This window comes from Bartonella sp. AU16XJBT (assembly GCF_028618665.1).
Taxonomy (GTDB): Bacteria; Pseudomonadota; Alphaproteobacteria; order Rhizobiales; family Rhizobiaceae; genus Bartonella.
On record NZ_JAQITF010000003.1, the window covers coordinates 79,588 to 93,368 of the forward strand.

Annotated in this window: 8 protein-coding genes; 5 read left to right on the top strand and 3 right to left on the bottom strand. The window is 36.9% G+C overall.

Going from position 1 to position 13,781, the window contains the following annotated elements:
• Positions 1–225: 225 nt before the first annotated feature.
• Entirely contained in the window at positions 226–2,241 is a 2,016-nt protein-coding gene (gene rpoD, locus PVV66_RS02560) for an RNA polymerase sigma factor RpoD (RefSeq protein WP_273717881.1), read from the bottom strand.
• A 366-nt stretch (positions 2,242–2,607) separates the two neighbouring features.
• Positions 2,608–4,545, bottom strand: a complete 1,938-nt coding sequence (gene dnaG / locus PVV66_RS02565; RefSeq protein WP_273717882.1) for a DNA primase — start codon at positions 4,543–4,545, stop codon at positions 2,608–2,610.
• Positions 4,546–4,680: 135 nt separating this feature from the next.
• On the opposite strand from dnaG, the gene PVV66_RS02570 reads away from it, so the two are divergent.
• From PVV66_RS02570 to ubiC, 4 genes are all read left to right on the top strand, one after another.
• A complete protein-coding gene (locus tag PVV66_RS02570) occupies positions 4,681–5,898 on the top strand; it encodes a mechanosensitive ion channel family protein (RefSeq protein ID WP_273717883.1) in 1,218 nt (405 codons plus the stop codon).
• A 70-nt stretch (positions 5,899–5,968) separates the two neighbouring features.
• A complete protein-coding gene (locus PVV66_RS02575; RefSeq protein WP_273717885.1) occupies positions 5,969–7,660 on the top strand; it encodes a Na/Pi cotransporter family protein in 1,692 nt (563 codons plus the stop codon).
• Between the two features lie 1,270 nt (positions 7,661–8,930).
• The gene (locus tag PVV66_RS02580; RefSeq protein ID WP_273717887.1) at positions 8,931–9,182 is read left to right on the top strand and encodes a GlsB/YeaQ/YmgE family stress response membrane protein; all 252 of its coding nucleotides are present in this window, start codon (positions 8,931–8,933) and stop codon (positions 9,180–9,182) included.
• 1,191 nt (positions 9,183–10,373) lie between these two features.
• On the top strand, positions 10,374–10,886 hold the full coding sequence (gene ubiC, locus PVV66_RS02585; protein ID WP_273717926.1) for a chorismate lyase: 513 nt from the start codon (positions 10,374–10,376) through the stop codon (positions 10,884–10,886).
• Between the two features lie 692 nt (positions 10,887–11,578).
• On the opposite strand, the gene PVV66_RS02590 is transcribed toward ubiC, so the two are convergent.
• Positions 11,579–12,031 carry a GatB/YqeY domain-containing protein gene (locus PVV66_RS02590; RefSeq protein ID WP_273717889.1) on the bottom strand — a complete coding sequence of 151 codons (453 nt, stop codon included), beginning with the start codon at positions 12,029–12,031 and terminating at the stop codon, positions 11,579–11,581.
• Positions 12,032–12,290: 259 nt separating this feature from the next.
• Here PVV66_RS02590 and carA point away from each other — a divergent pair, with 259 nt between their 5' ends.
• Positions 12,291–13,487: a glutamine-hydrolyzing carbamoyl-phosphate synthase small subunit gene (carA, locus tag PVV66_RS02595; protein ID WP_273717891.1), complete on the top strand. Its 1,197-nt coding sequence runs from the start codon at positions 12,291–12,293 to the stop codon at positions 13,485–13,487.
• Positions 13,488–13,781: the final 294 nt, after the last annotated feature.

Genomic DNA, 13,781 nt, shown 5'->3' on the forward strand with positions numbered 1-13,781 from the left:
GCCCCTCCTTTACTCTCTACTCCATAACTACCCTTTGCCCTATATCTGTTCTTTTGAGACCGAGAGAAGTACAAAGCGCCAAAGCTACGAAAAACGTTAAATATCGCAAACTTTCTAGATTATTCAAAGTCTTCCCATTTTTTTCTTAAAAAAAGCATCCAAGTATACAAGCCCCCCTCCATGAAGAAGAAAGAGGGAACAATTAAAATGCACCAATTCTTTTATTTAAGAATCGAGAAAACTGCGCAATTTTCGTGAGCGGCTAGGATGCTTCAATTTACGAAGTGCCTTTGCTTCAATCTGACGAATACGTTCTCTTGTAACTGAGAACTGTTGTCCTACTTCTTCCAAAGTGTGATCTGTATTCATCCCTATCCCGAAACGCATCCGCAAAACACGTTCTTCCCGTGGTGTTAATGAAGCAAGAACACGTGTTGTTGTATCACGCAGATTAGCCTGGATAGCAGCATCAATAGGTAATAATGCATTCCTATCCTCAATAAAATCACCCAAATGGGAATCATCTTCATCACCAACAGGCGTCTCGAGTGAAATAGGCTCTTTTGCAATTTTAAGAACCTTTCTCACTTTTTCTAACGGCATAGAAAGCTTGCTAGATAATTCTTCTGGTGTTGGCTCTCGTCCAATTTCATGGAGAATCTGACGTGAGGTACGAACGATTTTGTTAATTGTTTCAATCATATGAACAGGAATACGAATAGTGCGTGCCTGATCCGCAATTGAACGCGTAATGGCCTGACGAATCCACCATGTTGCATAAGTTGAAAACTTGTAGCCGCGTCGATATTCAAACTTATCCACAGCCTTCATCAAACCGATATTGCCCTCTTGAATAAGATCAAGAAACTGCAAACCACGATTAGTGTATTTTTTTGCAATTGAAATGACAAGACGTAAATTAGATTCGACCATCTCCTTTTTCGCAATGGTTGATTCACGTTCACCTTTCTGCACCTGCATAACAATCCGACGAAATTCACCAATCGAAATAGCCGTTTCTTGCGCAAGATTTTGTATTTCACTCCGCAATTTTTGAATTTCTTTTGCTTCACGCATTGAAAATTCTTTCCAACCCGGCGCAGGCAAAGTGGCAATATAATTCATCCAATCTGCATCCAACTCACGTCCTTGGTATTCTCTTAAAAAATCCTCATGGCCAATGCCATAACTGTTAGCGATTCGTTTCAGCTTACCTTCATTATGAATCAATCTCTTATTGATGTCATAAAGCTGTTCAACCAAAGCTTCGATACGATTTTGGTTCAAAGAGAGAGATTTCACTGCTTGAATTAACTCACCCTTTAATTGAATATATTTTTTCTTTTGAGAAGCTGTAAGAGCCCCCTCTTTACGCTCTGCCAAACTGCTTTCAACATGCTGATCTTGTAATTTGCGTAATTTTACATAGGTTTGAGCAATAAAATCCAATGTTTCCATAACTTGAGGACAAAGCTCATTTTCCATTGCTGCAAGGGATAAATTAACATCATCATCGTCTTCTTCATCATCTTCTTCAATGCTTCTTTCTGCTACATTTTCCCCCATATTACGTATACCAGAAGACATCTTTTCTTCTTTTATCTTATCAACTTCACTTCGCTCAATCACAGGAGCCTGCTTTGCTTCTGGACCCGCATAAGTTGTTTCAAGATCAATAATTTCACGAAGAAGAATACGCTGTTCTTTTAACTCATCACGCCAAATAATCAGAGCCTGAAAAGTCAAAGGACTCTCACAAAGTCCCGCAATCATTGTCTCACGCCCTGCTTCAATACGCTTAGCAATGGCAATTTCGCCTTCCCGTGAAAGAAGCTCAACAGCTCCCATCTCACGTAAATACATACGCACCGGATCATCCGTACGATCTGTTACTTCGCGCTTATTCGTTGTCGTTGCAAGTGCGTGGCTAGAGGCCTCTACTAAGTCACCCCCTTCTACCGTAACTTCGTCTTCATAATTTTCAGACTCAACTTCATCCTCATCATCGACAACATTAACCCCCATCTCAGAGAACATCGCCAAGATATCTTCAATTTGTTCAGATGTAACCTCATCAGAAGGAAGAACGGCATTGAGTTCATCCATCGTTACGTAACCATTTTTTTTGGCAAGTTTAATCATTTTCTTGATGGCATCATCAGAAAAATCAAGAAGAGGACTATCCAAACTCGCTTGGCTTGTTACTTCCGCATTATCTTTCTGTTTAACCTTTGTTGCCATACCATAACTCCACTCGATCACTTCATAGTTTCCATGTGACCAGCTTTTTTGTTCTCACTTATAATCAACCAATAGTTTCTCCTATATACTTCCTTTTAAGAGATTACTATTGGAAAGAATACATTTCGTATACGCCCTGATATCCAGATAAACCTGACATCCAGACAAAAACGCGGGAAAACTCCAGAAGTTTCCCCGACACCTCTCAGCCCTTCTGAGATAATCTCTGCACCCTATCGTAAGAACCAATTTCCCGCTTTTCCTAAAATTTATTCTAAAATTTAATTGTCATCTTTATAAAAATGTCACTCTACATAAACTTCCTCATCTAAAATTTAAGTGACTGATTCGCATTAAAAAAGCGAATCATTTTATCGTATCTTGTGTATTCCCGTCTATTTTTTCATCCAACCAACTTCCAAACCCTTCAATTAATGCTTCTGTTGCCTGCATCTGCTCCAGCTCATTTTTTATCTCCCGAAGGAGATCAAAAACCTCACTCCTAGGATTTTCTACAAGTTGCTCTTCAATATCCTGTAACCTCTTATGTAGGTGGTGTTCCTGAAGATGCAAGTAGACAGCTTGTTTTAATATAGCTCGTGCATCTTCGATAGAAGCTCCCCCAAAGATAATACGCATACCAATATTTTGCACAAGCTGTTTCATACGCTCTAATAGAGCCTTTTGCCCTCTTTTTTCTAAGAACGCAACCATTGTCTCTTTATCATGGAGCGTCTGCTCTCCAAGAATTTCCAACATCGTTTGGTGAAAACAGATCAATTGTGTATTTTTTAATTCTAATTCAGAGAGAATCTCAAAATTTTCATGCCATAACTCAGGATAGTAAGCTAAAGTGAGTAAAATCACAGCTTCACGTAAAGGAATAGCTTGCGAAGAATTTCGTACTATTTCAGAATTTGCTAACAGAGAAAAGGATTGATCTTTAAAGAATCTATTGGGTGAAGTCTGTTCATATCGCCCTCCCCCTTTCTTTTTTGAAAAAGAGGGACGAAAAAAATCAAAAAGGCGTTTTTTTACATCTTGCAAATAATAACGACGGACATCTTCATCCTTAATTGTAAAAATTTGTTGTTTGAGTTGTTTTTCGAGTGTCGCTCGTGTCTCTGGAGTTTCAAAATTCTTTCCATAGGTAGCACGCCACCATAAAAGCTCAATCAAAGGAATTGCTTTTTGCAAAAAAGAAGAAAAAAGCTGTGCACCACCAGCACAAACAATTTCATCAGGATCTTTTCCTTGTGGCAACAAAACAAAGCGGACACAAACCCCAACCTTTAAAAGAGGCAATACCCGATCAGCAACGCGAAAAGCAGCCTTTAAACCAGCATCATCACCATCAAAACACAAAATGGGCTCTTTGCCTATCTGCCATAAAAGCTCAATTTGTGCTTCCGTTAATGCTGTCCCTAAGGGCGCGACAACACCCTCAAAACCGACTTTAGTCAATGCAATGACATCCATATACCCCTCGACAACAAGAAGTGAATGAATTTTTTCATCGCCAACAAAGCGACTATTTTTGCGAGCCGCTGCCGCATTATACAGTATATTTCCTTTATGAAATAGAACTGTTTCAGGACTGTTGAGATATTTTGCTCGTGTCTCTTTCTCTAATGCACGCCCTCCGAAAGCCACCACACGTCCGCGCAAATCTTCGATAGGAAACATAATGCGATTTCTAAATCGGTCATAAGAATCCGTGCTCTCCTCATGCACCGTGAGAAGTCCACATTCTTCCATTTGCTTTATTGAAATACCCCGTGCACTTAAAGCCTCTTTCAAAGCTGTACGCCTCACCGGTGCAAAACCAATTCGAAAACGCTCTATAAGCTTTTGCGTAACACCACGTGCATCCAGATAACGACAAGCCTGCGCACCTCCTTTCTCGCGTAAATGATATTGAAAAAAGTCTGTAGCAATTTTCATCACATCATAAAGGTCCGCTTTTTCCATTTGACGTTGATGACTTTGTGGATCCCAAACGGGAAGTTTCATTCCCGCAAAATCAGCCAAACGCTCAACACTTTCTGAAAAGTTCAATCCATCAAGCTCGCACAGGAAGGTAAAAATATCTCCGCTTACACCACAACCAAAACAATAATAACGCCCTTTATGATCATCACAATGAAAACTAGGCGTTTTCTCACCATGAAATGGACAACAACACCAAAAATCTCCCCGTGAAGGCTTACTTTTTCGCGTGTCAAAGTCCACCCGTTGACCAATCACTGTTGAAATTGGAAGTCTGCTACGCAGTTCATTAAGGAAATCAGGCGGAAAACGCATTATCTCTCACAGAGTTTTAAAATTCTTTTTTGCATATTTAACGACTTTAGAGCATAATTCCAAGACTTCCTCTTAATCAGTTGTAAAATTTTAATCTCTCAACTGCCTATAATTTTAAAAATGGAGAGTAAAAAAGTGATCGAATTTATTGTTCAATATCCGTGGTTAGAAGCTATTTCTTGGCTTATTATTCTTACTATAGTGGCCCTTTTAATCAACTTTGTAGGACGAAAATTACTCATTCACGGAGCAAAAAAGCTCTCTTCTTTCCTCCCCAAGAATACAACGACTGATATTAAAAATGCTATTCAATACCTAGCGAATATTATTTCAGCTTTTATTCTTTCAGTCGGTGTTAATTTCATACCAACATTACCCGATGCATTCAGCACTGTCATCGATAATGTTGCCAACGCTTTCATTATCTTTTTTGTTGTTCTAACAATTTCTGCCAGTCTCAATATCATTAACATCCTTTACGAACAACGACCAACAGCACGACTAAAACCAATAAAAGGTTATATTCAAATTGCTAAAATTGCACTTTTTGCGATTGCGGCAGTTTTAATGGTCGCCACATTAATTGACCGCTCTCCTCTTATTCTCTTCTCCGGTCTTGGTGCAATGGCCGCGGTTCTCATGTTAATTTTTCAAGATACACTTCTTTCTCTCGTTGCCGGCATTCAAATTTCATCCACCGATATGGTTCGTGTTGGCGATTGGATTGAAATTCCCAATCTCGGTGCTGATGGTGATGTTATTGAAATTGCCCTTCATACTGTTAAAGTTCAAAATTTTGACAACACCATCACTTCAGTTCCTATCCGTAAGCTTGTAACCGACCCTTTTAAAAATTGGCGTGGAATGCAAGAATCAGGTGGCAGACGCATCAAACGTTCCCTTTTTATTGATCAATCCAGTATCCATTTTCTCACAGAAGAAGAACAAAAATATCTTTCCCGATTTAATTTATTAGAAGATTATTTTACGCAAAAAATAGCAGAAATTAATCAATGGAATGCTCAATTAGATAAAAACCATGATGTTTTAGCCAATACGCGTCGTTTAACCAATATTGGAACTTTTCGTGCTTATGTTTTTGCTTATCTACAACAGCATCTCAACATCAACCCCAATATGACCTTTATGGCCCGACAACTACCCCCTACAGAAAATGGTTTACCCTTGGAAATCTATTGCTTTACAAACACCACCGTTTGGCTAGACTATGAACAAATTCAAGGTGATATTTTTGACCACCTTTACTCCATTCTTCCCTTTTTTGGTCTAAAGGTTTTTCAAAATCCAAGCGGTTATGATTTTAATCAAGTATTAAAAGCAAAAGCAAAGTAAAAACAATCAACTTTAATTGATCAATTTTGAGTTAACCCTATTCATAAACAAAAGAGAAAGAAAAAGTATCATGAATGGCTCATTGGTGCTCCTCCATCTTGCTGGCGCTGTTTCTTTACTTCTCTGGGCCACACGCATGGTACGCACAGGAATTGAACGCGCCTATGGTGACAGGCTTAAATATAACATGCGTCACGTCATTTCAAAACCATTGTTTGCTGTAAGTTTTGGGCTTTTTACAGCGATGATTTTACAGAGTTCTACAGCCATAACACTCCTTGTTGGTTCTTTCGTTGAATCTGGTTTTGTCTCTGGAGTAGCGGGACTTATGGCTGTACGTGGAGGAGAATTAGGATCAGCACTCGTTATCAAAATTCTCACCTACGATCTCACACTTATTGTGCCCCTTTGTCTTTTAATAGGCACTTGTATCTTCATGACAACGGAAAAACGTGAGTGGCGCCAAATAGGACGTATTGTCATCGGTATTGGTCTTTTGATTTTGTCTTTACAAATGATAAGTACAGCAACAGAACCTTTACGGGATAGCGAAATTTTACCGAGCATCATTCGTTATCTTTCAACCGATCCTGTTTCAACTTTTTTGTTGGCTGCGGCTTTAACTTACCTCTTACATTCATCCATTGCAGGAATCATTTTGCTGGTTAATTTTGCCAACTATGACCTTATCCATACGCAACTTTGCGTTGTTATGGTTCTTGGTGTCAATTTCGGTTCTTCTCTTATAGCTCCCCTTTTAACACGCAACGCTTCTCCGAACACCCGTCTCGTTCCCTTGGGAAATTTACTCATGCGTGGAGCCGGTTCAATCCTTGTGCTGATCTTATTTCTGGCTTTTCAACCACCCATCACATGGCTTGGCAATAACGCCCCTACGCAAGTGATCAACGCCCATATCGTTTTTAATGTTTTCATTCTCCTAGCTGGAATACCGCTTTCAAAATGGGTTTTAAAATTAACCACTCAAATCGTTCATATGAGTACAAAAAAAACACAAGCTGATAAAACGCTTAATTTATCGGATCAAACAGCCCTTGATGATAGCGTTCTTGAACGCCCAGCTCTAGCGCTCTCGAATGTCATGCGTGAGGTTATTCATATTTGTGATCTTGTCGACATCATGCTAGAAAAAATCATGGGACTTTATGAAAAGCCTGATCCCAATATTATTGCTGAACTCAATCAACTAAATACCATATTGGACAAAAAACATATCGCCATAAAACTTTATCTTGCACGATTAGCGGGACAAAAATTATCAGATGAAGAAGCTCTTCAAACGCAAGAACTTCTAGGCGCCTGTATAAAATTAGACCAAGCAGGCGATATCATTATTCATAATATGCTGATGCTGGTTAAAAAGAAACAACAAAAAAATCTAAAGTTCAGCAGCGAAGGCTGGAATGATCTTCTTCGTTTCCATGCCATTGTACTGGCCAACGCGCATATTGCATTTAATGTTCTCGTCTCCCGTGACACGCACACGGCACATCTATTGGTTCAAAAAAAAGATCAACTACGAAGCTTAGAAAAAGAAATGAGTTTAAAACATTTTAAACGCTTACGTGAAGGAGATCTCAAAAATGTAGAATCATCCAGTCTTCATCTTGATACTGTCCGCGACCTCAAACAAATTAACTCTCTGTTGACCTCAATGATCTACCCTATTTTAGAAGAACAGGGACTTCTTCAAAGTTCGCGCCTACGCAATCCTGCTGAAGAACAGACAGAAAAACCTTAAACTTTTAAAATAAAACAAACAAAAAATACATCACATCAATGATTCAATTTTGAACATTCAAATATCTTGCCTAACATATTGATTTAATAAAAATATTTTTATGACGATTTAAATGAGCTCTCTTCAATAGCGTAAATTTCTTTCATTTTTCATTTATTCATAATGAATTCCTAAAAATCATTTGCTTCCTCTTCTACAAGCTGTTCGGCCATGTAGAATAAAGTTTTTACAGAAAGAAGTCCTCACTATTTCAAAGGAAAAACTGTTAAATATACCAAAAACTATTAGCCATATAAAGCAACATATTAATTTATAATGATTAATTTACTTTTCATATTGAATGAGACACCCGAATATCATAAGATTCTCTCATTTCAAGCATGTTCTATGTTAACAATCCAAACTATATGCTTGCACGGTACAAGTAGGGAATTCTGCGTGGAGTGAAACTACACAAGAAGATATACAAGAAAGGACTTAAAAGGCCTCTTATAAAACGTCTTAAGAACCAAGAACTGTGCAACATTCGGGGCAAGTGTGTGATGGTGCTGGCTTGTTTTTTATGAAGCCTAAAGTGGGATGCTCAATGAATTTACCACCCTTCACGGACGCCATCGTAAAAATGAGGCTTGGGAGCATTAAGAGAGACCTCTATAGGAGATGACTAAAAATATGATAATGTCAACCTAAATTCACCTTGTAAAAAAGCTACCACTTCACAGCAGCAGAAAAATAAAGAAATATCCGATAAAGAATGCGAAACCCCACCCAATTGTAACGTTTATGTCCATAAACATTTGTATCAATATTTGTAGAGATTGAACTTATACAGCATTTTATAACGCATTAGCAAAACAGTTTTAATCTCAGTTCAAAAAATATTGATATCAATCTGCAAACTCCAAATCTTTAATATCCATTTGATTTATTGTTTTAATCACAATTATTTTTTTTCAAAACTTGGGAAAGAAAGATAGTTAAAAAAGCTGACAAATACACTTTATGCATTCTTAAAGTATCTTTACAAATATTTTCTTTTTTAATTCATGTTTTTCAATTAAATAATTTATTTATAATTAAAATTTGTTATATATATTTAGACTTATTAAATATTATAATTATAGTAATATGAATATTAGTTTAATATACAGGAAAGTAATAAGTAAAATCTCTAACAAAAATATCCTTTCCACTGGATAAAAAGGAATAAACCTTGATCTTTACAAAGTTTACTCTAGTTACAATCTAGATTCAGGCAAAGGAGAGTATCATGGAAAATGCAAACATCGGTTGGATTGCAGCTATTGTTATCGGCGGGGTTGCAGGTTGGGCTGCACAGTATATTATGAAAAGCCAAACAGGGATATTGATAAATATTATCTTAGGGATTATTGGTGCTGCGTTAGCGAGCTTCCTTTTTAGTCTTTTAGGCGTAAATTTTGCTGGTTGGCTCGGTTATCTTATTTCAGGTTTTATAGGAGCCTGTATTCTTATATGGATAGGACAAAAAATTCGATCTTAGGGCATTTATTGCTTCAATCACCTTTTGGTGTTCAATAAAACAACTGGAATATTTTGAAATATTTCTCCCTAACGCGTTGACACCATTTTTGGTATGATGGTGAGATGTTTAAGTCATGATTTCTGTCATGCACCATCATGCATTTTAACGAAAAGCAGTAGAACATTTATAATGCACCCTTCCATATCTATATAAGCCTACGCAGATCAGGAGGGGTGTATGCATTATTTTACTGAAATACGAACTTATTTTTGTCCCGTATTTTTGGACCAAACGTGCAAATCCAGCTCATCGCACTGTCATAGCAATCTACAAGATTACAAAACCAATCGTGATGTTAAAGATCCTACCGCATAACACTTAACGCCTATACACTTCATCAATAAGACCATTTTTACTGAAAAACCCGAAGAGCTCTTTTGCATTCTTCAAAGATAAAGATAGGAAGTAAGCGTAAAATAAATACTATAAAGTTTATATGATCCATTTTTCTTTTTTATATTTATTATTATTTATAAATTAAAGGTATATAAAGCATTTAATATAAAAATATAAATAATGATGTATTCTTTTAAATTGTTTTTTACAATGAATCTATATTTAGACTATGAATATAATTCAAAAGACAATCTAAATAATTTTAGCAGAAGATATCTTTATTATAATAAGTTAATTATTACATAAAATAAAATACTATAAGCTATTTTAATTTTTTCCAAAATGCATTCTTATGAAACTCTGTCTTATAAAAAATACGATCACTTTTCCATCTCAATTCAAAAAGTTTGAGTATCTCACTTTCTAAACTATAAGGGCTTTACTCCTCTTAAAATTTCCTCTTTAATATCGTCTAACATAGATGAACTCTTCATCACTTTTTCATATGCGTTACAAACGAATGTTAAAGCGCGAGATACCCTACCCATTCCCCTCGTACTATCAAGAAAATTCTATAAAGTATTATGGGAAAGTGCTTTAGATAAAGCATAATAGATTATTTTGCTCTTTTAATGAAAATAACTCTATAATCTATTTTCCGCCTCTCTTCTTTTAAAGATCTTTTCTCTCGATTTTCCCTTTGATATTGTCCTGTTAAAATCTTGCTGCTTTTATACGCCTGTATTACAATAGAGCTATCTCTTTAGCTCACTTAGCATAACATATGGAATAGGATTTTAGATGTGGAGTAAAATGATGTCTGATCTTGAAGATTCCATCTTACCACCTCTGAAATGGTTCTCTGATCAAAATCTTCCCGTACCAGAAAACATTCGCGATTGGCTCATGGAATCGGGCTCGATGACGCTTCGATTAAAAAAATACTGCACCTGCCTCCAAGTTCAACGACGACGCGAATGTTTTATTACGCGAGATAAATTAAAAGAAGAAGCAGAACATCTCCCCAAAAGTGCTCGTTATTGGCTACGCGAAGTCATATTAATGGGAGATAATAAACCTTGGCTCCTCGGACGCACTGTCATCCCACAAGAAACCCTTCTACACAATCAAGCCTTGATGCATTTAGGAACGACCCCCTTAGGACACTATTTATTTAATAGTGGCAACCTAACCCGCGATTACATTCATATCGGCCAACAAGACGCGCTATGGGCACGCCGTTCCCGTTTGCGGTTAACGGGTAAGCCGTTGTTTCTAACTGAACTGTTTTTACCAAATTCACCACTATATCTCCACCATAAATAGAGGATATTCATTTTATTCTGCATAATGTCTAGATTTTGCATAACTTTAAAGGAGTATCTGAGAAAGTAATTTTCAAAATCATCTCAAAATAAATGACAAACAAAGACTTCTGTTCGAAATACCTCTTTATCCCCGCTTAAAAATGTTCCCCATTTAAAAAAGCATTTTCAAGTTCTGCTTTCTTTATCCCAATCATGAAAACCAGTGCTTGAATTAAGCAGAGACACACCATATTGATAAGATCATCTGCATTTAAACTTCTTGCCGAATAATCTACCATTCTTGGAAAATAACGGCAACTTTTTATCAAAGAAACGCTTTGAATCATCAAAAAAGACGACAATACACGCCAACAAAAAGTTTAAAATTTTTATGAGTTAGCTTTTTCTCATCACCCTATTTTTTATCTTTAACAGTGAAAACAATAAATCTTTTTAAAAGTAAAAAAAAACTATAATCTTTTTGTTTTTTTAATGATGTAACAACTTTAGAGAACGACAAAATATAAGATAGAAAAAATATTTTACTACTCCATGAATCCCCAAAAAACAGGTTTGTTCATTTCAAAGGATTATTTTTTTGATAAGAGCTTTATGTATGAGATAAATAATACCATTGACTGGTATCCTACTGACGGACAAAGGTTTTGCACAATAAAAAATATTTTCCTATTCCTTTGAATTGGATAAGATCTATTGCAATTTTTTACGAAGACTATTGCACACTTTAGAAAAATTCATTTGCCCCGCATACCGTTCCTTAAGCCAAGCCATCACCTTACCGATATCACGTAATTTTTCAGCTTTCGTTTGTTCCAAAGCTTCACAAATAACCTGTTCTACTTCCATCTCCTTAAGCTGATAGGGAAGAAATTCACGAATAACGTCTATTTCTGCTTGTTCTTTCTCTGCTAACTCCAAGCAACCAGACTCTTTATAGACACGCATTAACGCTTCACGCTGTTGAAGCATTTTAGTGAAAACAGACTGAATCTGCTGATCATCGACTTCTCGCTTCCCTTCATCATAATAAAGAATATCACGATCCCTAACCGCAGCATTCATTAAACGAAGTGTAGCAAGACGTATACTATCTTGCGCTTTCAAAGCAGCCTTAAGAGCCCCATCAATCTGGTCACGCAACATAAATTTATCCAATTTCGTTCAAGCGGAAAACGCCTTTTAACTAATCTTTATCCATCTTGCAATGGAAGATAAAAAAATAATTGAAGTCTCGATCTTAGAAAAGATAAAAACAAGACTTTACCTCTTCATGGAATGTCCTTATACTCCCTTTTTTAAGTAAAACATGACGAAAATAATAGACACAGCATCTGTTAGAGGTATGATTTTTGTGTAAAATTGATCATTATACCTTTCAGAAAATAAATTGTGGATACACACTATGATACAAACGATTTCATCGAACAGCCCTTGGAGTGTCAGCAAACCTACAGCCCTCTTAGTCCTAGCTGATGGAACCGTCATTGAAGGCAAAGGAGCAGGTGCGACAGGTATTGCTGAAGCTGAAATATGCTTTAATACCGCCATCACAGGCTATGAAGAAATCCTCACAGATCCATCATACACACAACAAATCGTTAATTTTACTTTTCCTCATATAGGAAATGTAGGAGCAAATAGTGAAGATATTGAGGCTCTCACCCCTCTCAACTGTCACGGTGCTGTTGGCGCTATTTTCAAGGCAGATATTACACCTCCTTCAAATTATCGTGCCAATGAAAACCTTCATCAATGGCTTAAAGCCCATAAAATTATTGCACTTTGTGGTATTGATACACGTGCACTCACAATTCTTATTCGTGAAAAAGGTGCGCAAAATGCTGTCATTGCGCATAATGCTGATGGGAATTTTGATATTCCTTCTTTAAAAAAACGTGCGCAAAAATGGCACGGTCTCATCAATCTTGACCTTACGAAAGAAGTGACATCTCAATCGTCAATGCAATGGAATGAAGAACCATGGCGTTGGAATAAAGGGTATGGCACAAACAATGTGCATAATCTTCATATCGTTGCCATTGACTATGGTATTAAACGCAATATTCTTCGCCTTATGGCAACACAAAAAGCACGCATTACTGTTGTACCCGCCCACACAAGTGCAGAAGAAATTCTGGCAATGAATCCTGATGGTATTTTTCTTTCTAATGGGCCTGGAGATCCCGCAGCGACAGCTCAATATGCCATACCAACAATCAACACATTGATTGATCATAATTTACCAATTTTTGGAATATGTCTTGGTCATCAACTTCTCGCTCTGACAGTTGGTGCAAAAACCGTAAAAATGCACCAAGGACACCATGGTGCAAACCACCCCGTTAAAGACCTTAACACTGGAAAAGTTGAAATTGTATCGATGAATCACGGTTTTGCTGTCGATGTAACCTCTTTACCAAAATATGTTCAGGAAACACATATTTCTCTCTTTGATGGTTCAAACTGTGGTATTCGAATTATTGGAAAACCCGTTTTTTCTGTTCAATATCACCCCGAAGCTTCCCCAGGACCACAAGATAGTCACTACCTCTTTCAGCATTTCTGTGATCTCATTATGAATTATAAAAAAATATCTTAAGACAAAATGTCTCATCTTCTCGCTTCTCTTCTTTGAATTCTATCGTTTTCCTATACATAACGATATTGTTCCCAACAATTTATGGAATAAGTATTATTTTCATTATTTTGCAACTTAAATGAGAGCGCTGGATAGCGTAAAATTTTCTCACTCTCCTCCTATTCATTCTCATCCTCTCTTAGTCCCCTCCTTTAGGATTGTATCCTATCAATCAAAATCATAGGCTTACACACCCCAAGCAAGATGAGTATGTCCATATTTTGAGTGCCTAACTAAGAGCTATCGTACATTGAA